Origin of the sequence: Brachybacterium timonense, from assembly GCF_900258505.1 — a bacterium.
GTDB classification, from domain to species: Bacteria; Actinomycetota; Actinomycetes; order Actinomycetales; family Dermabacteraceae; genus Brachybacterium; species Brachybacterium timonense.
The window spans coordinates 1,932,455-1,956,508 of sequence record NZ_LT984895.1 but is presented as its reverse complement, the minus strand read 5'-3'; the positions used below and the strand labels follow the sequence as shown (position 1 = coordinate 1,956,508).

The window sequence follows — 24,054 nt, the reverse complement described above, 5'->3', positions numbered from 1 at the left end:
CAGAGGTGGCCGCCAGACTGAAGGCAGCTCAGAGAGGAGAAGACGTGATCGAAGCAGTCAAAGCCCTACCCGGGCTCATCAAGGACTGGAAGACCAACAGTGATCTGATCTACCAACATGTCGGATGCGTCGCTGGCATCTTGACGATCGCCGCGTACGTTCGCGAGCAGCGCCCCAGTGAGGTTCTCGCTGACCTGTTCAATGCGGTTGGGGTACCGAGGGTCGGGGCCTGGCTCGAATCCGACCTCCCTTCGTTCCTTGCTCAGCCGGATGCTCAGTCAAGTCACGCCCTTGTGCAGGTGGCAGGTGTTGCCGTGCTTCTCATGCTCGTGATGCCGTTCTTTAACGCACGACGTAACGAGTCTTATGTCGATTCTCAGGCTGCGGGCCTGTTCGGTGCACGAGCAGCGAGCACGACCTGGATTCTCCTGGTGATCGCTGTGCAACTGGGTTCATTGCAGTGGGGCATTGACTGGTTGCGCTCCACGAGCTTGGCTCTCGGGGCGATCATGGCATTCTGTTCGGTCGCCTTGCTCGTCGTCTACGCGGTTGCCCGGAAGCTATGGATGCAGGACCTGCTTGCGCCTGTTGGACGTGGCCTTTGGTGGCTGTTCGCTCGTGGCAGTGCTGTTGTCGCCATGGCAGTCTTCGCCTTGGTCTTCGTGATCATCGGGCCAGCACTCGGTCTCGGTACGTGGCTGTTCTCCACTGAGTCTGATGCGCACTATGAAACCCAGCGAAGGATCGCCCAGAGACGGGCAGAACGAGAAGCCCCCACCGGTGCCATCCCTACTTCTTGAGAAGTGCACGACCGGCGCGCCTCGACTGTGCTGCCATCGCATGTATACTGAACATGTTCAGTGAACATGTTCAGGAGGTGGAAGTGGTCACTGCTAGGACTGAGGCGCGTCAGACGACGCGCCGCGCCGTGTTGCAGGCCGCGGCCCGGCTGTTCGAGGAGCGCGGGTTCCTCGCGACGACTGTGCGCGACATTGCCCGAGAAGCCGACGTGAGTGTCGGGACCGTCATGGCGGCTGGCGACAAGGAAGCTCTACTCGTAGAACTCTTCGACGGCCTCATCGAGGAACGCCAGCAGCTTGCTGACACGCAAGTCCTCGGTGGCAACGTCTGGTGTGGCACGGACGCAGTCGCCGTGGTGGAACCATTCGTGGTGCTGTTCGAAGAGCGTCGTGATCTTGCCCAGGCCTACGCCTCGATCCTGGTGGGCGGGCGGCACTCCTCTGTGGTTTTCGCCGACCTCGCGCGGCGGTTGATCGCTGTGTTTGAACAGCTCATGACCGCCTGCGGATGCTCAGGGCCGATGGGGACCCGCGGGCGTGCTGAAGCGCTCCACGCGGCGTACATCGGAAGCCTGTTCATCTGGTCGGCCACCCCGGAGAGATCCGCATCGGAGTTTCTGGCTCAGCTGAGCGAGGTCTTCGCGGCGATCTGCCCCCATGAGGGAGGCGACTCATGATCTTGCTTCCTTCCTGGTGGGTGCCACCAGCGCTTCTGGCCACCGTCCTCCTTGTAGATGTGGCGCTGTCGATCCGGCCGGTGCGATTCATCCGCGACTGTCTCCACAGTGTTCGCTTCCCCGAGGAGTGGTGGTGGGCCCTGCTCGTCGTCAAGACACTTGCGGCAGCCGGGCTCATCGCAGGCATCTGGATCCCCGGACTCGCCTTCGCAGCCAACAGCGGGGTCATCGCCTACTTCCTGTGCGCAGCCGCAGCCCACATCCGAGCAAGAGCGACCGGATCGGCCTTCTGGGTCAACTGCTTGGGGATGCTGGCACTGTCCTGCGTCACCCTGGCGTTGAGTTTCCTCTAGCCGGAACCCGCCGACCCTTCACACCTGCCGACACAGGGGTAGAGCTGCGGCGGTGAAGGCTTTGGCTTGTTGTCCGGCGAGGAGTCGGGTTTCGCAGTTGGCTTGGATGGCGGCTTGTTCGAGGGCGGCGACGTGGGCGTCGAGGTCTTCGATCGTGGTGGCGGTGACGGTGATCAGGCCGGTGTAGCGCAGGATGCCGTGGCCGGCGGTGAGGTCTGCTTCTTGCTGGAGGACATCGTGGTACTCAGCCGTCTGGGAGGCGTCTTCGATCTGCCCGATTTTGGCGCGTTGGGCTTGGTCGGAGATGTGCTCGACCTTCTTCTTGCGGATGTCGCGGGCGGCTTGGTCGGACCGCATGGGGGTGCAGATCAGGGAGAACGATCGTTGGATTCCGCTGGAGAGCAGGATGGGTGAGAGGAAACCTGGGTAGACCATGGAGCGGGGCCATTCGCTGATCCACAGCACGGCGTGGTGGGCGGAGTCGGTGCGGATACGACCCCAGGTCTCGTTGACCGCGACGGGGCCGGCGGTGGCGAGCTGGTGGCCGATCTGGCCGTGGCGTTCCAAAGTGGCGGCGATGGCGGGGTCGTAGGCCGAGCGCAGGATCACCGCAATCTGTCCGGGGGTAAGCCAACCGGACGGCGTGAGGTCGGCCGAGCGGAGCGCGGCGGTAAGGGTGTTCATCTCTTGACGCAGGACGGCGGCGGCGCCGCGGATACCGCCGCCCGCGGTGCGGATCTGCCTCGCCGCGTTCTTCATGTCGAGGGAGATGGACAGTGTGGTGGCGTGGCGTTCGCCGGCGGGTCCGGCGCGGTCGATGAGTTCGGCGTAGGTGGTGGCAGCCCAGCTCGTGTCATCAGGGTGGCCGTGAGTGGTCCACCATTCGGCCAGTCCGGTGCCGGAGTCGGGCAGGGTGCGTTCCAGAATCTGCAGGGTGGCGATCCTGCCGGAGCGACAGACGGTGGCCAGGACGCGGCCCCAGGCGGTGACGCGGCGTTCTTGTTCGGCGGGGTCGAGGAGCACGAATGCGGGGTGGGTGATCTCGCAGACCACCGTGAGCGTGTTCTGGTGGGGGTCGTGGATCATGCCCGCCCCGGTGGTCGGGTCCTCGTATTCGCGGAGTCGGGCTTGGTCGCCGGGTAGGGCGAGGGTTCCGGCGGGGCGTGGGGTGACGATGCGACGCCGGTAGAGGAGTTGTCCGATGGTGGTGCGATAGACCCACCAGCCGGCCACCGGCACCCACTCGATGACCGGGCGTCCCGCGACAGGTACCCAGGTGAGCAGGGCGGCGGTGGCCCAGATGGGGGCGGTGTAGGCCAGCCACATCCCGCCCCCGGCATACAGGGCGGTGATGATGGTGGCGATCGCGATCCCGACAGTGACCAGCTGGGCCGAGGACAGGCCAAGCAGGATGCCGCGGCGGGTGAGCCGGGAGAACTTCACCGGCACCAACTCCGAACCGGTCGCATCCGGTTCGTGGCTGTTGTTCTTGTTGCGGCGGCTCATGACTGCGGCTCCTTCCCTGCACTCGGCGGCGGTGGCGGATTGTCGGCGGGCGGCGGGTTCGGCACCGGGGCGGGCGGCGCTACCTGCTCACCCCCACCTGGCGAGGACGACTCCGATGCTTGTGGCTGTGACCCCGGTGTGGGCTCCGCACCGGCCGACGGAGTGCCCTGCTGTGGCGGCGTCCCACCGGGCTCAGGCGCCGGCGGAGTACTCCCACCATTGCCTCCGCCTCCGTTGGGGCTTGGGGTGTGGTCGGCGGCGTCTGCCGCGGTCTCGGCCTGCTGACCGAGTTCGGCGCCGGCTTTCGGTCCCGCGATGGCGGCATCCTTGGCCACCTGTGCCCCGATCACGGCCGCAGCCGCAGCAGGACCCGCAGCGGCAGCAGACCCACCCGAGGCCGCACCCGATCCGGAAGCCCCGGCCGCCCCACTAGTGCCAGCTCCGTCTTCGGCTCCGCCCTGGGATGCGGAGGGGCTCGGGGTACTCGGTTTCGCCGGCTGCTTCCCACCACCACCGTTGCCATCACCGCCACTGCCGTCGAGGACCTGCCGGGGGTTGCCCGGCTGGCGTTCCGGTAGCGGGATGGGGCGGTTGAGGGAGTTCTTGGCGTCTTGTTCGGCGCCGATCGCGTGGTACATGTCGAAGCCGACGAAGCTGATGAACCGGTACGTCAGGTACGGGGCGAACGCGGCCATCGCCATCAGCACCACCCCGGCCAGCGGGTCACTGATCGAGGACAGGTCCCCATCAATCGGCGCGGCGACCTGGGTGATCGCAACCAGGAACATCACGACCAGCACGAGCTTGGAACAGATCAGCGCGACCACGAACATCGCCCACTTGCTGATCCACCCCCTCGTGGCATCCCACGACGAGCCCGACAGGGCCAGGGGTGCGAACACGATCGCGACCAGCAGCAGCGCCTTGCGCACCAGCAGCGACAGCCACACGATCGCCGCGGAGGTGATCGCGAGCCCGGCGAGGAAGATCGTGATGATCGCCCCGACCCCGGGGGCGGCGATGTTGATCCCCGCTAGTCCACCGGCGAGGATCGTGATCTTTTCGCCCATAGATTCGGTGGTTTCCCCGGCGGCTTGGACGATCCCGACACACAGCTGGTCGACCACCTCCAACAGCAGCCCGGTCAGGGTGATCACCACGAACGACCCCAACACGCTCTTGGCGAGGCCGAGGGCGGCGCGGGTGAGGGCGGTGGGGTCACGTCTGATGAGGCCGGTGATGAGTTGGAGGCAGAAGAACAGCAGCATCACGAACACCGCGATGCCGAACAGCAGGTTGTACACCGACAGGTATCCGTCACTGGTGATGTCGACCAGGGTGGTGGCATCGAAGACGTTCCACACGGCCTCGAACAACCAGCCCGCGGCCGAGCCCATGGCCTGGGCCAGCCAGTCGAACGGGGCCGACACCAACGAGGCGGCAGCCTCACCAGCGGTTTCGCAGACACCTGAGATGACGGGCAGATCACACACACCCACCGCAATCACTCCTCACACACGCGGGTTGGAACGGCTGGGTAGGGGTCAGACGGACTGGCCGACATTCCAGAAGAAGTTGATCAGCGTGACCGCAGCGCCGCAGATGATCGCCGCCCCGCACGAGACCAGGACACCGACCTTGCCGCGGCCGGCCAGGTGCGGGTTGGACGAGTTCGCGCCGAAGCCCCACACGATCGCGGAGATGATCAGCGCCAGCACCGACAGAATCAGCCCGATCGTCATCACCGCACCCACGATGTTGCGCAGCTGCGCGATCCCCGGCAGCCCATCATCATTCGGCGTGATGTCCACCTCCATCGGCAGCATCACCGGCAGAGACGACAGATTCGGCACAACACAGCTCATCAGATCAAACACAGCAAGCTCCTCACAGACAGAAGGACGAACGGGGACCTGCCTTGCCAGGACGTGACCGGGAGGGCAGGCAACCAAGAGAGGTCTGCCTGTCAGGTGCGCCCTTTTTGCCAGACGAGCGCCCGTGCAAACACGTGCGGCAAGGTGCGAGCACACCGTCGGGCGCCTGCTGTGTCGCTGGAGGAAGGGAGAATATGGGGCATGCCTTTGTTGGATCGTCGCCCGAACTTTTATCGCCTGCGGCAGACGCAGTGCGCAGCATGCGGCCATCGGCAGGACTTCGACGATGACTGGCTTGAACGATGGGCCTGTGGTGGCGAGTCCTGTCCCGGCTGCGGTGTGGATAGCTCGGCGGAAGCCGCCACCCAGGTTGTGGAGCACCCGGCGGACCCGGCGCTTGACGACGGGAAGGTTCCAGCCCTGTCGTGGTGGCACACCTCGACCCATTCGGACTGGCCCTCTGAGAACTTCGACCCGGCAGCGTCTTTGGATGAAGCCACGCGACTACGCATGGGTGGCGATACCGCTGTCGCCCGCTGGGCAGCACGGCAGCGCACCAAGGCTCTCCACATCGGTACCTATGAGGCGGCCGTGCATAACATGTTCCGCAGGATTCACGATCAAAGCGGGGCCGGTGAAACATTCTTCCTGTACCGCGTTACTCTGCGCACCGACATCGTCCTTCAAAACGGATGTGGTCCAGAAGTAGTCGACTTCATGGGAGATGCCGCCCTGAATGATGTGTGCGCTCCTGGAATCGACGCTGTGCGCTATGTGAACGCTCATGAAGACCCCGGCAGCATTTCACTGGCCCTAGGACGGAGCGCGATCGAGGCCGTTCAAGGCATCAGGGTCCCGACTCCCACTGACATCGTCCCCGCATGGCATTCGTCAGCCGTCGAGCGACTCCTCACTGCATCGACCGAACCCGTCGAGATCACGGAGCCTGATAACGCACTGACTCGGCTCCAGCGGCGCCGCGGACCCGCCATGACCACAGAGCGCGAACAAGTACAAATGCAGATTCTGCACGAAGCGACCGCGCACCTTCCCGCCAACCTCATCGACAGCGTGCGTCATGCGATCCCCATCGATCCGGCCGCAGACCCGGTGTCATGGAGTGGCCACCTTGCGGCGACTGTGCAACTAATCGACGCCCCAGAATTCGTTGTCCGCGCAGCGCGTCGGGCACCCCATCGACCTATCGCCGCTCCATCCGAAAAGGTAAGACACACGACCGCCCGCGCCACTTAATCAGAGCTGGTCGCCGAGGTGGATGAGCCAGTTGAGCCAGGTGATGCCGGCGCCGGCGAGGGCGGCGGTGCCGAGGGCGACGAGGAGTCCGGTGCGGGCTTTGGTGGCGGTGGTGTGGTTGCCGTTCGCTGTGGCGATGGCCCAGGTGATGCCGGAGATGAGCATGGTGAGGACGGCGGTGACGAGGACGAACGTAAGCAGGGCACCGATCACGTTGTGGAGGGTGGTGTTGTCACCGAAGGCGCCGAAGTCAGGGTAGATGTTCACGAGTGTTCAGCTGCCTTCCTTCACGGTGATGTGGACGTGGTCGTAGTGGCCGCCGGTGACATCGTTGGGGTCGTGCATGCCACCGCCGTTGTAGGGTCGCCAACCCTCGGCGTCGCGGGCGAGGGACCAGATCTGGCCTTGCCAGATCAGGTACTCGACGCCGAGGGTTTCGGCGTTGTCTTTGAGCCAGTTCGTCAGCGCCCATCCGGTTTCGAGCTGCTGGGGTGTGGGGCGGGTGCCGATGGCGTTGCCGAAGGTGACATCGCAGGCTCGTCCGAGGGGGTGTTCGGATTTGGTGCCGGGGCGGGGTGAGTAGCAGGCCCAGGAGCTGTCGGGGTAGGCGGTGAGGGCTTGGGTGTAGACGTGGAGCATACGGGCGGTGATCTGTCCGTCGGTGGTGGGGTCATCGACCTTGCGGTCCGGGTCCCCGGCATCGGGTCCTTGGGGCGGCGCGGGCTGCGTCGCGGCCGGGTTGCAGCCTTCCTGCTCGACCGGCGTGGTGGGGGCTGGGAGGTTGCCGGTGGTGTGTTGGTCGAGCCAGGGCTGGGGATCGGTGAACTCACCGTCGCTACCCCCTTGGCGGAGTTCGAAGTGCAGGTGCGTGCCGGTGGAGTAGCCGGCCGAGCCGACATCGCCGATGTGTTGTCCGGCGGTGACGGTGTCGCCGACGTTGACGTGAAAGCCGGTCTCCCACAGGTGGGCGTAGGCGGTGGCGATCTTCTGCCCGCCGATGGTGTGTTCGATGATGATCAGCCCGCCGTACCCGCCGGACATCGAGGCGTGCGTGACGATGCCGTCGGCGGAGGCGAGGATGGGGGTGCCGTCGGGGGCGGAGTAGTCCGCGCCGGTGTGAAGCTTGTTCTCCCCGGTGATGGGATGGACGCGCATCCCAAACGGCGAGGTGGCGACCCAGGTGCCCTCGGGCAGCGGGAAGACCACACGCCCGGTCTCCGGCAATGGTGGACTGGTGATGCTGGGGGTGGTGAGTGTGGTCAGGATCTGTTCGGCGACGGGCTCGTAGTTCGCGTACCGGTCGGGGTAGGCCGACACCTCGACGGCTTGGGCGGCTTCACCTTTCGACAGGGTCTGCCAGCCCGGGATGTCGAGCAGGCCGCGGGGTGAGGGGTGGTTAGGGCCGGTGGGTCCGCCGAAGAACGCGCGGGCCTGGTAGACGGGGTCCATGAGGTCGGGGACGGTGCCCCATCCGGCTTGGGGTCGCATCTGGAACAGGCCGAGACTGTCGTGGTCGGAGGCGTCCCCGTCGTGGGGATAGGTGCCGGAGTCGGGGTAGACGCTGGTGTTGGCCAGCATCCGCAGATTCGACTCGGTGAGGGCGGCCATGAGCGCGATCTGCAGCCCGTCACGCGTGACCCCTTCGATTTGGGAGCCGGTCTGGATGATGGTGGCGGCGTGGGTGAGCTGGGTGGTGTTCAGCGTGAAGGTCTGCCCGTCAGCGGTCGTCACGTCCAGTGAGTCAGGTACGGGCCCCACCACCCCGGGGCCTGAAGCACTTGCGGTGGTGCAGGAGGCGTTGGCGCCGGGGCTGAACATCATCCCAACCCCCAGCAGGAGCAGGGCGGGGCTGAACAGCACGAGCACGGTAGCGATGACGGCGAGTTTCTTCACGGCCGGGTCACCGCAGTGGGTTGTCGCGCTGTGACAGGCGCAGCAGGTGGCAGGTGTCGTAGGTCGGCGCGCAGACCACGAACACCGTGAACTCCACAGGGTGGGCCGAGGTGACTGGTTCACCGTTCCAGGTCCCGGTGCGGTGCCGGGTGCCCTCGATGGTGTAGGCGACCGTGCCGGGCGCGAGTTGCCCCTCGGGGGCCTGGGCAACGGCTTCGCCCCACTGGTCGGGGATGTAGGCGCGGTCGATTGTCAGATGTTGACTGGTGCCGTACTCACGCAGGTCCTGCCAGGCGGTCCGCGAGGGCAGGTAGGCGGCGACGTCGGTGGCGAGGCCGGCTTGTTCGGCGCCGCTGGGGTCCCCGACGGCGAGGATCGCGGAGGTGTAGTCCAGCGGGAGCAGCCCGGTGGTGGTGTCCCACGCGAACAGTGTGGTCGCGACATTGCGAGCGAACTGCTCCGGATCAGCGCTCCGCGCCACCGGTGGCACCGACGGCGCCTCTGATGCTGAAGGACTCGCCGTGGCGGTGGTGGTCGAGGAGGGTGACGGGCCGGTGGTGATGGTCGGTGACGTGCCCGGGGTGCTGGTGGGAGTGTGGGGTCCGGTGGCCAGGCCGTAGATCCCGACCCCACACACCAGGGCCGTGACCGAGCCGGCAGCGATCAGCACGAGCCGGCGACGCGACGAACGATCAGAAGTGTCCATGCCCAGCAGGTGCACCCACCCACCCCACACACCAGCAGACGGAGGCGGTTAGATGGCGCGCAGCTGCGGACGCCCACCCGCCGGTCCGTCATCCCTCTCATCGACAGAGCCGGAGGCGGCGGCGGTGGTGTCGTCGGGGTTGGTGAGGGCGGCTTGGAGGGCGTCGGCAAACGCGACCGTGTGTTCGATCACGCGCAGGAACGTGGCGACCTGTTCGTCGGTGAGTTCGACGGCGAGCACAGCCGGGTCGTAGTGGGTCCACCACCGATCCAGTTCGGTCCACGTCACCACAAACGCCCGCACCGGGTACTGCACCGGCGCATCCTCACTGTCGTTCTTGGGCTTCTTGACCGGAGCGGGCTTCCGTCTGTCACCGGATCGGACCTGACTTGGACCTCTCTGGGGTATTCCCTGGGGTTGCGGGTGTATCGGTGCTGGTGGGCGGCTCGCGCCTGTGTGGAGTGACACACTAAGCGGGTGGTGTTCCTGCGGAAGGTGAGGACGGCGTCGGGGGCGACNGACCTGACTTGGACCTCTCTGGGGTATTCCCTGGGGTTGCGGGTGTATCGGTGCTGGTGGGCGGCTCGCGCCTGTGTGGAGTGACACACTAAGCGGGTGGTGTTCCTGCGGAAGGTGAGGACGGCGTCGGGGGCGACGGCTGTGCAGATTGCTGAGCGGCGGAACCGTCGGGATGTGGTCCTGGAGCATCTTGGGTCGGCTCATACCGAAGCCGAGCTCGCCGGCCTGATGCAGGCGGGTCGGGAGAAGATCAACGCTGGTCAGGGCGTCCTCGACCTGGGGACAGCAACGTCGACGAGCCCCGCAACGATCACGTCGAAGCAGTCCCGGCTGCTGCTGGAGACGCTGCAGTCCGCGTGGGCGGGGCTGGGGTTCACGGCGATCGGTGATGAAGCATTCTTCCAGCTCGTCGCCGCACGCTTGATCGAGCCGACCTCGATGAGCGACTCCGCCAGAGTGCTGGCGGAGGTCGGGATCGCCCCGGTACATCGCTCGACGATGAAGCGCTGCCTGGCCCGGATCGCCACAAACGACTACCGCGGCCAGATCGCGAGGAGGTGCTTCGAGCATGCCGCGACCAGCGGCGTCATCTCGCTGGTGCTCTACGACGTCACGACGCTCTATTTCGAGGCGGAGAACGAGGACGCGCTGAGGAAGGTCGGCTACTCGAAGGAACGCCGCGTGGATCCGCAGATCGTGGTCGGCCTGCTCGTGGACCGGGGCGGGTTCCCGCTGGAGATCGGTTGCTTCGAGGGGAACCATGCTGAAACCCGCACGATCGTCCCGATCATCCGCCAGTTCCAGGCCCGCAACGACCTCGCTGACATGGTCGTGGTCGCGGACGCCGGGATGCTCTCGGCGGCCAACCTGCGCGAGCTCGACGAAGCGGACCTGAAGTTCATCGTCGGCTCACGACAGACGAAAGCCCCGGGTGACCTGGCCAATCACTTCCATTGGAACGGGGACGCATTCACCGACGGACAGCTGATCGATACCATCACGCCCCGCCACGGGAACACGAAACCCTCCACGACGAAGCACCGCAAGGAGCCTGTCTGGGACGCAGAGGAGCATCCCGGGCACTGGCGTTCCATCTGGAGCTACCGCAGCAAGCGTGCCACCCGCGACAATCACACCCTCACCGCGCCGGAGAACCGGGCTCGAGCCGTGATCGACGGGGACGCGTCTGTGAAGTCGACCAGATTCGTGAAGACCACCGCGAGCGGCCGGTCCCTCGATACAGCCTCGCTTAAGCGGGCACGAAGTCTGGTCGGGCTGAAGGGCTACGTCACGAACATTCCTGCCGCCACGATGCCGGCGGCGGAGGTGGTCTCCAGCTATCACGACCTGTGGCATGTTGAGCAGTCATTCCGGATGAGCAAGACAGACCTGCAGGCCAGGCCCATGTTCCATCGCACCCGTGACGCGATCGAAGCCCACCTCACCATCGTGTTCACGGCCCTGGCGATCGCGAGACACCTCCAAGCAGTGACCGGGTTCAGCATCCGCAAGATCATCCGGACACTCCGTCCCCTCCAGGACGTCACTATCAGCATCGCCGGGCAAACGATCACCGCGAGCCCCGAACTCACCGACGACGCCCGACACATCCTGCACCGAGTGACACACTAAAGAGGTCCAAGTCAGGTCGGATGCGGGCGAGGGCGTCGGCCGCGGCCTGATGCAACGCCTCATCGCCCGGGCCGGGGCTGGCGGCGTGTGCGCGGATGGTCTCGTAGATCGGATGGACCGGGCTGCCGGCGTCGATCTCCTCCAACCCCCGCTGCGCCGCGGCCCGGACGTGTTCGGGCAGCGTCTCATCGGTGGCGGCCTGTTCGAGGAAGCCGATCTTGTCCAGCGTCTTGTACGAGGCCCCACCGGGAATCATTCCGGCAGCCTGCTCCCGAGCCTCACCGGTGGCTCCCGACGGTTCCGGAAAATTTCCGGGACCGTCTGTTCCGGGCTGGTTGTCGCTGCGGAACTGGGTCGCGGCCTTGCGACGCGCAGCATCCTCGGCCATGAGAGATTTCAGTTCGCGGTAGAGGGCGGCGGCTTCCAGCGCGGTCAGTGGCTTGTGCAGGACGTTGTCGTCTTGTTCGGCCAGCAGATGACCGAGACGGTCGGAGATACCGGAGCGTACCCACACGTTGACGGTGCGCCAGCCGAGCTGCTTGATCGCGGCCAGCCGTCGTGCCCCGCAGATCAGGACCCCGTCGGGGCTGACTGTCAACGGCTGCAACAACCCATCGCGTTCAATCGAGGCCGCCAGCGCATCGATGTCACCCAGGTCGGCGCGGTGGCGTCGGCCGACATGTAGGGAGTCGACGGTGCGGTCCAGCTCGATGTGCCCCGGGGTACTCATGACCGCACCCGTTCCCGCCCCGGGACGGCACGGACGATCGCGGCGACCAGGGCGTCATCACCCAACAGGTCCGCCAGGGACTCCCCGAGCAGCAGACGCAGCAGGATCCCGCGCCCAGCCGTCGTGGTGGCGTAGGCAGGTTCGGGGTGGCCCAGCAGAACCCTCAGCAGACACGTCCAGGCTGGGGCGGGAAGGCCGAGCAGGGCGCGAGCATGTTTGTCGCGCCGCAAGGCTTCGTAGGTGCCGCGCCGAGACCCGATCCGGGCCAGGGCGTTGGTGACGTGATCCACCCCTGCCCGAGCGGAGGCTTCCGGCCAGCCCAGCAGCACGAACAAACCGGTCGCGTCCGCGACTGCTGCCTGCACGCCCGCATCCACGTCCTCCTGCTGGTCGTGGTGGTGGGGGTCGGTGAGCTGGAACGCGGGATGGTATTCGTACAGGGGTGTTTCGCGGTCGGAGAACCGTTCGGGGTCGTGGTGGGCGGAGATGTGGGCGCGGCGGGCCTGGTGGACTGAACACAGGAGCCCTTGGGCGCGTTCTTCATAGATGCAGGTGATCCGCACCGCATGCGTGACCACCGCCCACGGATCCGCGGCCTTCCTTGCCGCCGGCGTGCGCATCACATCAAACGCCGCCGACGCGGCCTCCCACACGTCCAGGCCGTGCTTGCGCGCCAAGGGTGCGAACCGCTCCGCCGCAAACTCCAGCAACTCTTTGGCTTGGGGATTGTCGCGCCATCCGTGCTCGGCCAGATGCTCCAGCAAGGCCCGCAGCCCCTCGCTGGTACGGAAGTCAGTACGGTCGGGGTGGGGTGTCGACGACGTTGTCGACGAGCTCCCGGTCTCAGCGGTGCCGGTGGTTGGTGTTGTGGTGTGGGTCATGGTGATGCCTCCTGACAAGCAGGTGCGCACCCCTACCCCAGACATCGGCAGCAGCGGTGTCGTTGTGTTGGCGAGATTCGTCATTGCTGGTTACCACGCTCAACTCATCCCCACCGCGGACCGACCCCACACCGACTGGGCCCGGCCCCGGCCGAAGGCCGACAACGGCGCCAACCGTCCAGCCCGATCACCGATCCGCCGCGCACCCACCGTGATGCCGTGGCGGGTTTTCTGGCTCAGCGCTGTCTGGAAGTGGATGCCGCGGCCAGCGACTGTGGCGCCACGCCGGGCCATCAGATCGGTCGGACGCACCCACTCCACACCCCGCCCCACCTGCCGACCCACAGGCCGGCTGGTGGTCCGGGCGGTGCGGGCCTTGACCGCCTCCGGCACCTCCTCCGCACCCTCACCCAGCCCCGGAGCACCAGCGTCTGCTCCGTCGATGTCGGGGGCGAGCTGCTCATCGAGCTCTTCCACCGGCGCCTTGGGTGGGACAAAACCGCCTCGCTCACTCACCGTCTCCTGGTCGAGGTTCTCGGTGGGGTGGTCGGGGGTGGTCAGGGCGCGTTCTTCGGGATCGGGTGGGCCGTAGTCGTCGTGGACCGGCGGCTCGGAGCGGTCGTGCTCGTGTTCGTGGGCGCTCATGATTCCTCCTTCATCGATGGATTGGTGTCAGGTTCAGAACTCCTCGTTGTTGGGGAGGTGAGCCAGCGGCCCACCGTGGACGGATGCACGCCCAGCTCGGCGGCAATCTGCTTGTTCGACCACCCCTCACTCCGCAACCCGGCAGCCCGCTCCCGCCGACCCACCCCAGCCGCAGGAGTGTCTGACCTGCTCTCCTCTTCGGGGTTTGGCGGGGAGGACGGCTCGTACTCGGGCCGCGGCTGCTCGACGTGTCCGGTAGGGGCGGGTTCTGGCTCAGGCGAGGTCGGCGGCTCATCATCCACACGGGCCGAATTACTGCTGTCGGCCTGGGGGAGTGCCGCCGGTGCACCAGGCTCGATGCCCGGTCCTGGACCGGGTGTGGGCTGGTCGTTCTGTTGGGTGACGGTCTGCCACATCACGGACTGCGTCTCGGGGCTGGTGGCGCGGGTGAGGATGACGGTGAGGTGGGTGATCGCCAGCAGCACCACGGGCGGAACCGCGGCAATCGCTGCTGCCAACAAGGCCGGGACATCGGCGTCGGCGGCGACGATGGCGTGCAGGGCGTTGGCGGTGACCGAGACGACGGCACCGCCGATCAGCAGGGCCCAGGGATACCAAGCGGCCTTCTGCCCAGCCAGAGCGACGACGGCGACGGTGGCCACCACGATGATCCCGTCGACGATCAGCGGCCACGCCCACGCCTGACCTGCCCCGATGCCCGAACGGGCCGCGAGATCAGCCAGAGAGGTGAAGGACAGCCAGAACGCCCCGATCGCGATGAACACCGTCCCCGCGACCGCCGTCCGCACCGCCCACCGCCGCGCCCTCACGCCAGCCCCCAACCAGCACCCACCGGCACCCGCACCGACGCCGCCTCCGCTGGTTCGGTGGGCCTGGATGCTGTGGACGTGGTGGGGTGGGTGGTGCGGTAGGCCGACCGCACGGTGGTCGCGATCGCCCGCGGCCCCAACCCCGCCTCACCGGCAGCCGCGCCCAGCACATCTACCGCCGTGGCAGGTGTGATGTCGTGTTCCGCGGCCCGGCAAGCCGCCCAGAACAACCCCCGATTCCGCTCGCCCTCACCCAAACCCGCCACCCACGCAGCCAGCCGCGACACCACCACCCCAGCCTCGCTCTGAGCCATGCTCCGATGAACAGTGCGCGGTCGCGGAGCGGGGCGGGGGTCGAGGAAGTCCCGGAGCGCGTCACTGTCGATCCCGGCCGCCGCCCCTTGCCGGACCGTCGCCAGCCGATATGAGCCGGCAGTGGTGTGTGAGGGTGGGATGACGATGTAGCCGCCATCCCCGCGGAAATCCACACCGGCCCGGGCAGCCTGCCACGACCGCTGCACCACATCCGGCGTGGCCGGGTAGTAGCCATGCCGTCCACCTGAGGGGGAGACCACCGTGAACACCGGCACACCTGCCCGCCCCGCATCGAGGGCGCGGCGCATGCTCTCCCGGCCATCTATGTGCTCGCGGACATCAATATCCACGACCACGACACCGGAGACCGCCCCGGTCGGCAGCCCGAGATTCGCGTCCGGCCATCGCGTCCAACAGTGCTCGATCTGGGCGAGGTCGGTGGTGGCGTCGTGGAACCCACGGGCCGTGAGCGGTCGCTTTTGCCCGGGCACGCACGGAAACACCGGCACCCCCGCTGATGCGAGATCACTCGCCACCCGCCCCAGCAGACGATCTTGGCGAGGGGCGAGAAGCCGGGCGAGGTGGTAGAGGTTACGGCTCATAGCGCCACCGCCTCACGTCCCGACACCATCCGCTCCATCGGCTCCGACACCGCCGGTGCAGCCGGGGCCTGCCGTGTCGCGGGTTCGCGAGTGGGGGTGTCGCGTTCCAAACCGGGCGGGGTGCCGTTGCCGACCTGGGTGGTGTCGAGCTGCTCTAGAATCCCCAGCGCGGTTTTGCGGACCCGTTCCCCGGTGGTCTTGACCACCTCGACCGGGTCCTGGCCCTCCACTCGGGCCGCCCACGTCGACACGTATGGGACGGTGTAGCCGGAGGTGTCCATGCCATGCGCGGCACCCACCATCAACGCGACCGATTCGGCCTCCACCTCACCGATCCCACGATGCTGCCGCGCCTCACTGGCGTCCGGGCCATGCAACAGGACGTGGCCGAGTTCATGGGCCAGGGTCTTCACCTGCGCTGCCGGGTCCATGTCTGCACGCACCGACACCACCCGGTTGCTGTAGTCGGTCAGTCCGTTCGCCCCGAAAATCTCCGACGCATCCGCAACCAGCCGCAGCTCGAACCCGGCCGTGTCGACTTGTGTAGCGAGGCCCTCCCACAACCCGGCAGGAGCCTGCCCCTCCAACAACCTCGGAGCCGGCGGTTCAGGGATCGGCTCGCCAGTGGTCTGGGAGGCGTCCCAGACGTAGGCGGGGCGGACGCCGACCATCTTCGTGCGCACCGTCTCACCCGCACGCGGCTTCTCACCCTTCCCAAGGCGTCGCCACGACTCAGCATCCTGCGGGGTTGCTGAGGCGAACCGTCCCGTCACCGGCGCCAGAATCTGATATCCCGGCTGCCCCTTGGAGACCTGGCGACCCAACTGCTGCCACTGCCTATACCCGGCGACATGGGACGGCACTGGGTCCGGCACCAGACCCAGGCCGTAGGCCTCCTGATGCTGGGTGAAGATCAGAATCGTGTTCGCGAACGACCGTGCTCGGAACCGGGCTGCGAACGCCAACGCCCGGGCCCAATCCTCACCGGAGACCAGCTGCTCGACCGCACCCGTCAGCCGCTCATGCAGCGCATCAAGCTTCGCCTCCCGCGCCGCCCGAGCATCCTTGCCCGAGGTTGCCATGCCGGTCTCCTTCCGCGAACCTGTCTACCGGGTCGAAGAACCGACCCGGTGACCATCAGGTACGCCGGAACCACCAGCACTAGAAGACGGACAACAAGGAACCCCTACAGTGACCGTCAGGAACCCAACGAACCCGACGTGTCATACCCGGCCTAGCAGGTGCGCTGAGATCAGGCCATGCGTTGCTTCCGAAGATGAGCAGAATCGTTACAAGGAAGCGGCGTTTGGAATCATCAACACTGAAGCGATCTCGACTTCTTGGCCACAGCGCGGGCACTTGGCGTACCCGTCAGTGAGGGGTGTGACGGGCCGAGCGCGTTGCTGAGACTGGTCACGGTACTCAGTAGGAAGGAGGCCAGTGATGCGTCGAAATTGTCGCGCAGCATTGCCTCGGCTGCGCCATCCCACTTCGTGCATCAGTTCACCGACAGGACGTCGGCTGCGCGCGAGCAGTGTCGCGAGCTGGACGCAGCGAACCCGCGTCAGGTACTTCATCGGGCTGATCCCGTACCGTCGCGCGAAAACTCTACCCAACTGAGACGGCGAAATGTGCACCTCTCTTGCCAGTGACTCCAGAGTCCATTGCACTTCCGGCCGGTCGTTGAGTAGTGATGCAGCAATCTCAGCAGGGTCAGGCTCCGCCACTTGACGTAGAGACCCCATGCGGTTGCGACTCATGGGAGCCTCCGAAGACCCATCCGCGTGGAGGTCGAGTGCTTAGCGCGACAGGGCTCGATCACTGCGCAAGAGGAGGGCGATGCCCATGAACCCGACAAGGCATGCAGCCGCTGCGAGCGCCAGCGAAACCTGGTACCCCTCAGTCCCACAGGAGGGTTCACGGGCCATGAACGCCGCGTAGACGCGGCCTAGCAACGCGGCTCATGGTCCTGCGAGGTGCAGGCCGCGTAACCGACTGAGCGCTGCGTGTAGTTCGTGTTGTCGTGGTCTTGTCAGGTGTCCCGGGTGTCCGTTGAATGGCGACACCCAATCGAGGCTCTCTGCATCAACCCGTTCCTGTACTGCTAGCACCAGCTCTTCGATGGAGTTCTGACCGTCGGCGAGGCCTGCGATACGGTCGAGTGCCCATGCAATGGCTTGAGTCTGTGCTGGATCGACGAGCTGGGCCATAGCGCTGAGGTCGATCGTCTCGCCTGCAAATTGGATTGTCGCGCCTCTCACTTTCGCCGGCCTCTGATTTCTCGATCGCGTAAGAGAGCTCGGATCTGGGACTCGAGCAGTCCGTTCGTAGGTGAACGCCCGGGAGCCATCATTCGGTTCAGCGTCTTGGTGGTCTGAGATGAGCTTGCGAGCTTCCTTCGTGACGTTGCGCGCGATGTAGTGGTCGAGTGCGATAACCTGATCTGCGACATCGAAAAACGCTCCAGACCCTCCCGCCACAAGGATCGTTGACACGCCTAGTTCGGTAAATAGCGGTCGGACACGGGCGACGAAGGGCGTGATGGGCTCCCGGCTGGCTGGGATTAGAGCGCGCATGCGTTCGTCTCGGATCATGAAGTTTGTCGCTGATGTGTCCTCATCGATCAGCAACGCAGACGCACCGGCATCGATGGCCTCGACCAGGTTTGTGGCTTGGGAGGTCGAACCGCTGGCGTTAGACGTGCTGAACGACCGCGTATCGATGCCAGAGGGCAGGTTCGTGATGAAGGGCGAGATGTCGACGCCGGTGACGGCTCGGCCGTCCTCGGCTCTGATGCTGACTGCATCGGCACGGGTGATGACCCACTCCCGGCCGTCGCCGGCGATGTGCGGATAGACCCCGCGTTCGATGGCATGGAGAAGAGTCGATTTGCCGTGGTAGCCACCACCGACAATGACAGTGACGCCTTCGGGCACACCCATCCCTGTCACGGTCTGTCCACTGGGCAGTTGAAACTCGACCTGCATGCTATCGGGGCTGGTGAACGGTATAGCATCCGTACCGGACAACGGGAGATCTGAGTCTCCAGAACGACGAGGCAAGATCGCGCCGTCGCCGACGAAGGCCACAAGATTCTGGCCAGCAAGTTGGGAACGCAGCCATTCCTGATCGCGGTGGAGGATCACATGCTCTCGCAGCACGCGCTCGTTGAGATTCGCGCACACGAGTGAAGCATTGGCGATCCTCGGCAAGAGGGAGCCCAGGAGTTTGGAGGCCTCGCGGCCACGGACTCTGCGCCCGGATGCAGGGAGGCCAACATCGATACGCGCCTCGATGCGGTCAGGGGCGATGACGACGCTGGTGCGTTCAAGGACTTCCTGGCCAGGGTGGCCGATGCTGACTAGCCCGCTGTTGCCTGTACCGGAGGGTTCTGGCAACAAGCGGTGGGCGACGTCCAAGAACTGACGGGTGAGGAAGTCAGCGACCGCGCGTCGTCCTATCGCATCGTTGGTCAGATCGGCAGGCAGTCCAGCAGTTTGGGGGCCCAGGATAATCCGCATTCGTGACGGTGGGGCGTAGGGGTCGACCTGGACCTGGTCGATGGCCAGGCGAAAGGTGCCGAACTGGTAGGTGCCGGCGAGTTGTTTGTACGAGGCGTACCCTCGCCCATCGATCTGGGCGAGGGTACGCTCGAGGGCCGTACGATCACGCATGGCTGTCCTCGTAGGCGGTGACGTTCTGGCGCCCGGGCAGCTTGGTGAGGGCTATGCCGCCGAGCACAGCGAGCACGACGGCGGCAATCACCATGGCCGTGGTGAAACCGGTTTGCTGGACACCGAATCCGGTCAGCAGCGGTCCGATCGCCAGGCCTGCCGCGTATGCGAGGTTGTAGAGCGCGAACGATCCGCCGAGCGTGGGCGGGTTCGACCGAAATCCTTGCTCGCTGATGAGCGTGGTGGCGGGGGCGAGCAACATTGCCGACGACAGGCCCAGGAGGCCCATTCCGATCGCGATCTGCCAGATGCTGGTTGACCAGCCGAGAACGAGCAGTGCGGCCACCACGGCGACGATGCCGATGCCGATAAGCACCCGAGGCGGTGCCGAGGCGACGAACCTGCCCACGATCGGGTTGGCAATGATGCTCACGAGCGCGGCGACACCGAACAGGACGCCGATGATGGTGCTCGTCGCCTGTGCTCCCAGGTGCCCGGGAAGCACGGGTTGCACTGCAGCGAGGACCGCCGCGCCGATCGTGATCGCAGCCACGATGGCCGCCGAGCCCGATACACGAAGCACGGTGAAGGGCCCTGCTGTGTCGTCGGTCTGCCGAGGCGATCCCGGAATCAGTGCCACCAGCAGGACGAGATTGACGATGGCGACGAATGTGGCTAGCAGGAACGGCGAAGCGGGTCCGAACGCGTCGACGAGGAAGCCAGACAGTGGCGGGCCGACGAGCACCCCCAGAGTCACGGTGGACATGGCGATGCCCATCATCTGGCCTCGCTTGTCGAACCCTGTCGTTGCGGCGATAAGCGACAGTGCCGCGACCCATGCGACGCCGCCGGCGATTCCCTGGACGAAGCGAGCGACCAGGAGGAGCCAGTACGGCCCTCCTGTGGCGAACAGGAGGGTCGCGATCGCCAAGACGATCAGCCCGATCACGAGTGGACCCTTTGGACCGCGGCGGTCGACGAGGTGTCCGGCGAAGAGCGTGGCAATGACCATTGCCACGGCGTAGGACGCGAAGAGGATGCCGGTTGCGGCTGCTCCTTGCTCGACAACCGCAGGCAGTAGCGGCAGCACGGGGATGGCGAGTCCTTGGAGCAGCATGTCGGTGAAGAGAATGCCGCCGGCCACGGTGGTGGCGCGCGCCGGAGTCGCACCGGATACGCGAGAGGTGACGTTGGTGGTCATAGCGAAGTGTGTGTCCTTAGGAGTCGAGCAACCCCCTCACCAGCGCTGTGAGTGCGGTGTCGAGTTCGTCGGGTTGCGGTATGTCTTGTGGGCGAGTCACCGCAGTCACGGTGAACCCTTGGAGGAGCACGAGTACGAGGCTGGCGATCTCTCTCCTCCCTGGGCGAGCAGTGTCGCGCTCGGGCATGGATATGAGACCTTCGATGCGCTCGTGCCATTCGTCGAGGGCGCTGTTGCGTTCGGAATGCTCAAGAGCTTGTGGCGCAACGAGAACAGTCGTTGATGCCAGGGCGCGAAATCTCTCATCGCGGGTGAGCAAGCGAGTGAAGTCAGCTAGTAGAGCCTTCAGCGCTTCGTGAGCCGACGTGCCTACTGAGTCGTTGTTCTGGGAGAACAAGCGCTGCCCGTAGTCGGACCAGCCCCATTCGAGCGCCTCGATGAGCAGGGTTTGCTTGTCGCGGAAATGGTGGTTCAGCGCGCCTCGTGTGACGCCTGCGCACTCTGCGACGTGCTCGAATGTTGCCCCCCGCCACCCCTTCTCCTCGAAGGCCCTTAGTGCTGCGTCTAGCAGCGCGACGCGGGTCTTGGCCGCGTCCTCGGCAGTACGTCTCATACATACAAGTTAGCACGTATCCAAGTAGGGGGTCAATGGCGCCGTACCCTGTGGGTCGAGGACTCTTCGGTTGCAGGTTCTTGTCGGTGTTCATGTGTTCTGCCTCGGCTCGGGGCTCGGAGTCACGACCGCGCTGGTAAGGCGTGCTGCCATCGTGGGCGCATGCTCGGGGTTGGGGATGTCGGCCGGTCTCCAGATGGCGGCGGCGGTCAGACCCAGGATGAGTGTGATGATGAGCCGAGATGCCAGTTCTGCTGGTATCGGTCCCGGTGGCTGGGCTTCGGCCAGTGCAGCAGTGATCGCGTTGCGCCAGTGATCGATGGCGTGGCTCTGTGCGGCACTGGGGCCCAGTGCCGCCGGAGCGATGAGGACAGTGTTTGCAGCGAGTGCTTTGAAGCGTTCGTCTTCATCCAGGAGGGTGATGTATTCGGCGATGAAGTCGCGGAGCCGTTGTGTCGCGGAGCTGGTCCGTTCGAGGTGGGCGAGGAGTCTTTCGCTGTAGGCGAGCCAACCGAATACGAGGGCGTCTTGCAGCAAGTCGGTCTTGCTTTTGAAGTGGTGGTGGACCGCGCCCCGAGTCAATCCCGCAGTGGAGGCGACCTGCTCGTACGTCGCCTCCTGCCCATCCGTCCCTAGCGAACGCGTCCAGTGCCGCGAGCATGATTCGTTCGCGGGTTGCCTGGGTCTTTTCTTCGGTATGTCGTACCCTCTTCTCCCAATGCTCGTCGATGCCAGGGCGTCTGGCTAGATTTGCAAGAACTCGCGGACCTGGGCCCAGATCGCGGTCTGGGCCAGGCCGTTGATGCGGGCCGACGTGTCGACATCATTGGCAGGTACCCCAGCGGCGAACATCGCGTGACCGCGACCCGGCACGATGTGGTGTTCGACTTGTGCACCTGCTCCGGACTGCTGCATCGCCTGGACGATCTCGGCACCCATGCGTGACGCCGGCCAAAGTGTGTCGCTCTCCTGTGAAATCAAGAGAGTGCGCGCTTTGATGAGCTCAACAGGCAGTCGTGCAGGTGTGTCGGATGGAGCTTCCTCGACGGCTTTGTCGTGGAACTTCTGTAGCAGTGTTTTGTCCAGCGTCTCGTAGAATTCTTCGTCGGCGTCGAAGTGCAGGAACGGTAGCGGCTCTCCGTGGAAGCTCCAAGACGAGCGTGCCGGCGGCGTCCCGTTTTCGCGCACAGATTCCCAAGCGTAGAGGGTGGGTGACAGTGCGATGAGTTCGTCGACGCTCGGATCATGGCTTGCCCACGCGAGCGCGAACTCGGCACCTTTGGACATGCCGATCACACTGGTCCAGTTCGGGTCAATCCCTGGCTTAGCATGCAGGCGTCGAACGGCTTCTTGTGCGTACTCAAGTGGGATGCGGTCGATGCCTGTTGGTAGTCCGTACTCTGCTCGCCAGTCGAAGTAGGGCAATGCCAGCGCCGGTCGTCCATGTGAGGCGATGAGTGCTGCAATCTGGTTGCACCAGTCGAATCCTCCCCATGCGCCTGGAATGACGACGACAGCTCGGTTGTCGTGTCCTTGGGCGGGTTGGTAGAGGTTCGCCGTGGTCGTTCTGGTGCGCCATTCATGGCGGATCACGTCTCTGCCGGTGAAAGCTCGTACGAACTCGGTCGCTGCGAGGAGGTCTCCGGTTGCGGGATCGCGTACGTCGATCAGGATGGTGAGGGGGTGCAGCGTGAACGAGATCTGGTTTGTCCATCGAGCAGGTTCCTCGGGCGTGAGCTGATGGACGAGCCCGTGAGGGTCGTAGCCGAGGCCATCGTCGACCTGGGAGGCCTGGGTTAGGTCGAGGCGGCCTGAGGCATCAGCGTGCACGTCGAGCGTGCGGGACCATCGCCGTTGCTCGTGATCGATTGTCGAGACCTCCACGGACAGGGTCTGGTGTGGCGAGGCTTCGTGGAGGACCGCGGTGATGGGCTCGTCGACAAGGCCGTGAGGAACGTGTGGGGCGAAGTGCACCATGACAGTGATTTCCTTTAGCTTCTAGATGCGTTTCAGGACGAGGTAGGAGGCGGCAGTTGCCGTCACGACGGCGGCTAGGCTGCCGGTGATGGTGAATACGAGCCCGTGCAGCAGACCCATGAGGGTGCCTTGAAGTACGGCGAACAGCCAGTGAAACCGCGGTACCCACGGGGAGACGGCGAGGGCAATGCCGATGGCGACGCTGACCCCGATACCCAGCAGTTGGTGGGTGGGAGTCAGGGCAGTCTGGATTGCGCGCAGGAGAAGTTCTTGCCCGGTGATGAGTACGAGGGCAAGGATCGTGCCGAGTTCACCCCGCCGCAGGCGGTGCTGAGCCACAGCGAGTGGGAGTGCAGCCCCCTGGTAGGCGGCCCAGATCCATCCGGCAGTCTTTCTGGGGAGCTGCCCGTCTTGGTAACGAGGTGAGGCGGAGATCCTGCGACCTATCCACAGATATCCGTTGAGGAGGACTGTCGCCTCTGTGAGTCCCAGGCAGAGGCCGTTGAGGACAGCCTCGGGGGTGGAGATCGTCGAGCGCGGCCACCCTGCTGCAGCCAACAGGATGAGCGCTCCGGTCAAGCCCAGGCCCGCTGCTGCGTATGTGCGCCCTGCTTCTCGGAGGAGCCGGGGACCGGAAACGTCTTGCTCGCTCATCCGGCCCTCTGTTGTGCTTGAACTGCCCGCATCCAGTGCCGGGTTTGTGCCCACGAGAAGGCGTTGAGCGCCAGATGGCCAACGACAGCAGAGAGCAGCGAGCCCGCGAGCAGAGTGGTCCCGGCCAGGACCGAGGCGTAGGCGGTCTTGAGAACGATCTGGTGAGCACCGTAGGCGTCGTGCGATAGCCCGAAGAGCATCGCGGACACTGCCAAGAGTCCGATGGACGCCGCCGGTGTTTCGACGCTGAGTGCCACGAAGCCGACGATTCCGCGATACAGGATTTCCTCGACGATCGCGACGAGGCAGAGCTCCGGCAACGCCCAGGGTCGGGCGATGGCGATCTTCTGGGGAGTGGCCCAGTGGCGGTAGATGCGGGCGATTCCGTCGGCATCGGCGACAGACGGATCGGTGTGCAGTCGGGCGTCGATGTCCGTCGCTTCCGTCGCTCGTTGAGTCTTCGGGCGGACGTATCGGGCGAGAGACCATTCTGTCAGGACGAAGAGCGCCCCGAGACCCAGGCCGATGAGCACGTGGATGCCCACCTGTGTGATCTTGTCAGGCGCCGGGCTGATCGTGGCTCCGGTGACGATGGCTCCGACGGCGATGGGCGTCATCGTGACAATGAAGATGACGCCGGGCCGTACCCGCAGGCCCCGGCTGACACACCACGCGAGGATGTGCGCGCTCAGTGGTCGTCCTGCCAGAGCAAGGGCTG

At 65.5% G+C, this 24,054-nt stretch carries 25 protein-coding genes and 1 pseudogene; 5 read left to right on the top strand and 21 right to left on the bottom strand.

The features are described from left to right. Positions 1-44: 44 nt before the first annotated feature. From C8271_RS08645 to C8271_RS08635, 3 genes are all read left to right on the top strand, one after another. Positions 45-800: a hypothetical protein gene (locus tag C8271_RS08645; protein WP_096883455.1), complete on the top strand. Its 756-nt coding sequence runs from the start codon at positions 45-47 to the stop codon at positions 798-800. A gap of 83 nt (positions 801-883) precedes the next feature. After that, a complete protein-coding gene (locus C8271_RS08640) occupies positions 884-1,477 on the top strand; it encodes a TetR/AcrR family transcriptional regulator (RefSeq protein ID WP_052127035.1) in 594 nt (197 codons plus the stop codon). Beyond that, positions 1,474-1,830: a DoxX family protein gene (locus C8271_RS08635; protein ID WP_034375235.1), complete on the top strand. Its 357-nt coding sequence runs from the start codon at positions 1,474-1,476 to the stop codon at positions 1,828-1,830. Before C8271_RS08640 ends, C8271_RS08635 begins: the two co-directional genes overlap by 4 nt. 18 nt (positions 1,831-1,848) lie before the next feature. On the opposite strand, the gene C8271_RS08630 is transcribed toward C8271_RS08635, so the two are convergent. Genes C8271_RS08630 through C8271_RS08620 form a run of 3 tightly spaced genes read right to left on the bottom strand, consistent with a single transcriptional unit; the run spans position 1,849 to position 5,201 of the window. Then, on the bottom strand, positions 1,849-3,336 hold the full coding sequence (locus tag C8271_RS08630; RefSeq protein ID WP_106506947.1) for an SCO6880 family protein: 1,488 nt from the start codon (positions 3,334-3,336) through the stop codon (positions 1,849-1,851). Further along, complete coding sequence (locus tag C8271_RS08625; RefSeq protein WP_034375237.1) at positions 3,333-4,835, bottom strand: TrbL/VirB6 family protein; 1,503 nt, start codon at positions 4,833-4,835, stop codon at positions 3,333-3,335. Before C8271_RS08625 ends, C8271_RS08630 begins: the two co-directional genes overlap by 4 nt. A gap of 45 nt (positions 4,836-4,880) precedes the next feature. Then, on the bottom strand, positions 4,881-5,201 hold the full coding sequence (locus tag C8271_RS08620; protein WP_036925045.1) for a DUF6112 family protein: 321 nt from the start codon (positions 5,199-5,201) through the stop codon (positions 4,881-4,883). 210 nt (positions 5,202-5,411) lie between these two features. Between C8271_RS08620 and C8271_RS08615 the strand changes: the two genes are divergently transcribed. Beyond that, the gene (locus C8271_RS08615; RefSeq protein ID WP_138774546.1) at positions 5,412-6,464 is read left to right on the top strand and encodes a hypothetical protein; all 1,053 of its coding nucleotides are present in this window, start codon (positions 5,412-5,414) and stop codon (positions 6,462-6,464) included. On the opposite strand, the gene C8271_RS08610 is transcribed toward C8271_RS08615, so the two are convergent. From C8271_RS08610 to C8271_RS08595, 4 genes are read right to left on the bottom strand one after another with little or no spacing between them, the layout of a single operon-like run. After that, on the bottom strand, positions 6,465-6,731 hold the full coding sequence (locus tag C8271_RS08610; RefSeq protein ID WP_096883451.1) for a DUF6112 family protein: 267 nt from the start codon (positions 6,729-6,731) through the stop codon (positions 6,465-6,467). It abuts the gene before it with no gap. Between the two features lie 6 nt (positions 6,732-6,737). Beyond that, positions 6,738-8,357, bottom strand: coding sequence for a M23 family metallopeptidase (locus C8271_RS08605; RefSeq protein ID WP_245921057.1), 1,620 nt, complete (start codon positions 8,355-8,357; stop codon positions 6,738-6,740). 7 nt (positions 8,358-8,364) lie between these two features. After that, positions 8,365-9,063, bottom strand: a complete 699-nt coding sequence (locus C8271_RS08600; RefSeq protein ID WP_106507979.1) for a hypothetical protein — start codon at positions 9,061-9,063, stop codon at positions 8,365-8,367. A 48-nt stretch (positions 9,064-9,111) separates the two neighbouring features. Next, positions 9,112-9,378, bottom strand: coding sequence for a hypothetical protein (locus tag C8271_RS08595; protein WP_106506946.1), 267 nt, complete (start codon positions 9,376-9,378; stop codon positions 9,112-9,114). 300 nt (positions 9,379-9,678) lie between these two features. Here C8271_RS08595 and C8271_RS08590 point away from each other — a divergent pair, with 300 nt between their 5' ends. Beyond that, the gene (locus C8271_RS08590; RefSeq protein WP_106506945.1) at positions 9,679-11,214 is read left to right on the top strand and encodes an IS1634 family transposase; all 1,536 of its coding nucleotides are present in this window, start codon (positions 9,679-9,681) and stop codon (positions 11,212-11,214) included. A 16-nt stretch (positions 11,215-11,230) separates the two neighbouring features. Here C8271_RS08590 and C8271_RS08585 read toward each other — a convergent pair. The 14 genes and pseudogenes from C8271_RS08585 to C8271_RS08520 all read right to left on the bottom strand — a co-directional run. Continuing rightward, a pseudogene (locus C8271_RS08585) lies at positions 11,231-11,944 on the bottom strand (ParB N-terminal domain-containing protein); the annotation flags it as partial. Then, on the bottom strand, positions 11,941-12,825 hold the full coding sequence (locus C8271_RS08580; RefSeq protein ID WP_170957840.1) for a hypothetical protein: 885 nt from the start codon (positions 12,823-12,825) through the stop codon (positions 11,941-11,943). The pseudogene C8271_RS08585 and the gene C8271_RS08580, both read right to left, overlap by 4 nt. A gap of 99 nt (positions 12,826-12,924) precedes the next feature. Next, complete coding sequence (locus tag C8271_RS08575) at positions 12,925-13,470, bottom strand: hypothetical protein (RefSeq protein WP_245921056.1); 546 nt, start codon at positions 13,468-13,470, stop codon at positions 12,925-12,927. Beyond that, complete coding sequence (locus C8271_RS08570; RefSeq protein ID WP_106506943.1) at positions 13,467-14,279, bottom strand: DUF2637 domain-containing protein; 813 nt, start codon at positions 14,277-14,279, stop codon at positions 13,467-13,469. Before C8271_RS08570 ends, C8271_RS08575 begins: the two co-directional genes overlap by 4 nt. Positions 14,280-14,296: 17 nt before the next feature. Beyond that, entirely contained in the window at positions 14,297-15,217 is a 921-nt protein-coding gene (locus tag C8271_RS08565) for a bifunctional DNA primase/polymerase (protein ID WP_106506942.1), read from the bottom strand. Next, positions 15,214-16,299, bottom strand: a complete 1,086-nt coding sequence (locus C8271_RS08560) for an ArdC-like ssDNA-binding domain-containing protein (protein WP_106506941.1) — start codon at positions 16,297-16,299, stop codon at positions 15,214-15,216. The genes C8271_RS08565 and C8271_RS08560 overlap by 4 nt, the downstream gene beginning before the upstream one ends. Before the next feature lie 207 nt (positions 16,300-16,506). After that, positions 16,507-16,962 (bottom strand): helix-turn-helix domain-containing protein, encoded by a 456-nt coding sequence (locus C8271_RS14495; protein WP_366127971.1) that lies wholly within the window; start codon positions 16,960-16,962, stop codon positions 16,507-16,509. 216 nt (positions 16,963-17,178) lie between these two features. Continuing rightward, on the bottom strand, positions 17,179-18,891 hold the full coding sequence (locus C8271_RS08550; RefSeq protein WP_073717288.1) for an ABC-ATPase domain-containing protein: 1,713 nt from the start codon (positions 18,889-18,891) through the stop codon (positions 17,179-17,181). Continuing rightward, positions 18,884-20,092, bottom strand: a complete 1,209-nt coding sequence (locus C8271_RS08545) for an MFS transporter (protein WP_073717287.1) — start codon at positions 20,090-20,092, stop codon at positions 18,884-18,886. The genes C8271_RS08550 and C8271_RS08545 overlap by 8 nt, the downstream gene beginning before the upstream one ends. Before the next feature lie 16 nt (positions 20,093-20,108). After that, positions 20,109-20,705: a TetR/AcrR family transcriptional regulator gene (locus tag C8271_RS08540; RefSeq protein WP_073717286.1), complete on the bottom strand. Its 597-nt coding sequence runs from the start codon at positions 20,703-20,705 to the stop codon at positions 20,109-20,111. Between the two features lie 90 nt (positions 20,706-20,795). Further along, complete coding sequence (locus C8271_RS08535; RefSeq protein WP_255407896.1) at positions 20,796-21,404, bottom strand: TetR/AcrR family transcriptional regulator; 609 nt, start codon at positions 21,402-21,404, stop codon at positions 20,796-20,798. A 45-nt stretch (positions 21,405-21,449) separates the two neighbouring features. After that, positions 21,450-22,682, bottom strand: a complete 1,233-nt coding sequence (locus C8271_RS08530) for an acyl-CoA thioester hydrolase/BAAT C-terminal domain-containing protein (RefSeq protein ID WP_102237440.1) — start codon at positions 22,680-22,682, stop codon at positions 21,450-21,452. Between the two features lie 21 nt (positions 22,683-22,703). Continuing rightward, positions 22,704-23,336: a hypothetical protein gene (locus tag C8271_RS08525; RefSeq protein ID WP_073717283.1), complete on the bottom strand. Its 633-nt coding sequence runs from the start codon at positions 23,334-23,336 to the stop codon at positions 22,704-22,706. Then, complete coding sequence (locus C8271_RS08520; RefSeq protein ID WP_073717282.1) at positions 23,333-23,953, bottom strand: CPBP family intramembrane glutamic endopeptidase; 621 nt, start codon at positions 23,951-23,953, stop codon at positions 23,333-23,335. Before C8271_RS08520 ends, C8271_RS08525 begins: the two co-directional genes overlap by 4 nt. Between the last annotated feature and the right edge of the window lie 101 nt (positions 23,954-24,054).

Coding starts and splice junctions, on each gene's coding strand:
- C8271_RS08635 (WP_034375235.1), top strand. CDS start 1,474: ATGATCTTGCTTCCTTCCTGGTGGGTGCCACCAGCGCTTCTGGCCACC.
- C8271_RS08630 (WP_106506947.1), bottom strand. CDS start 3,336: ATGAGCCGCCGCAACAAGAACAACAGCCACGAACCGGATGCGACCGGT.
- C8271_RS08620 (WP_036925045.1), bottom strand. CDS start 5,201: ATGAGCTGTGTTGTGCCGAATCTGTCGTCTCTGCCGGTGATGCTGCCG.
- C8271_RS08615 (WP_138774546.1), top strand. CDS start 5,412: ATGCCTTTGTTGGATCGTCGCCCGAACTTTTATCGCCTGCGGCAGACG.
- C8271_RS08600 (WP_106507979.1), bottom strand. CDS start 9,063: ATGGACACTTCTGATCGTTCGTCGCGTCGCCGGCTCGTGCTGATCGCT.
- C8271_RS08580 (WP_170957840.1), bottom strand. CDS start 12,825: ATGACCCACACCACAACACCAACCACCGGCACCGCTGAGACCGGGAGC.
- C8271_RS08575 (WP_245921056.1), bottom strand. CDS start 13,470: ATGAGCGCCCACGAACACGAGCACGACCGCTCCGAGCCGCCGGTCCAC.
- C8271_RS08565 (WP_106506942.1), bottom strand. CDS start 15,217: ATGAGCCGTAACCTCTACCACCTCGCCCGGCTTCTCGCCCCTCGCCAA.
- C8271_RS08560 (WP_106506941.1), bottom strand. CDS start 16,299: ATGGCAACCTCGGGCAAGGATGCTCGGGCGGCGCGGGAGGCGAAGCTT.
- C8271_RS14495 (WP_366127971.1), bottom strand. CDS start 16,962: ATGGGGTCTCTACGTCAAGTGGCGGAGCCTGACCCTGCTGAGATTGCT.
- C8271_RS08550 (WP_073717288.1), bottom strand. CDS start 18,891: ATGCGTGATCGTACGGCCCTCGAGCGTACCCTCGCCCAGATCGATGGG.
- C8271_RS08545 (WP_073717287.1), bottom strand. CDS start 20,092: ATGACCACCAACGTCACCTCTCGCGTATCCGGTGCGACTCCGGCGCGC.
- C8271_RS08540 (WP_073717286.1), bottom strand. CDS start 20,705: ATGAGACGTACTGCCGAGGACGCGGCCAAGACCCGCGTCGCGCTGCTA.
- C8271_RS08530 (WP_102237440.1), bottom strand. CDS start 22,682: ATGGTGCACTTCGCCCCACACGTTCCTCACGGCCTTGTCGACGAGCCC.
- C8271_RS08525 (WP_073717283.1), bottom strand. CDS start 23,336: ATGAGCGAGCAAGACGTTTCCGGTCCCCGGCTCCTCCGAGAAGCAGGG.
- C8271_RS08520 (WP_073717282.1), bottom strand. CDS start 23,953: ATGACGCCCATCGCCGTCGGAGCCATCGTCACCGGAGCCACGATCAGC.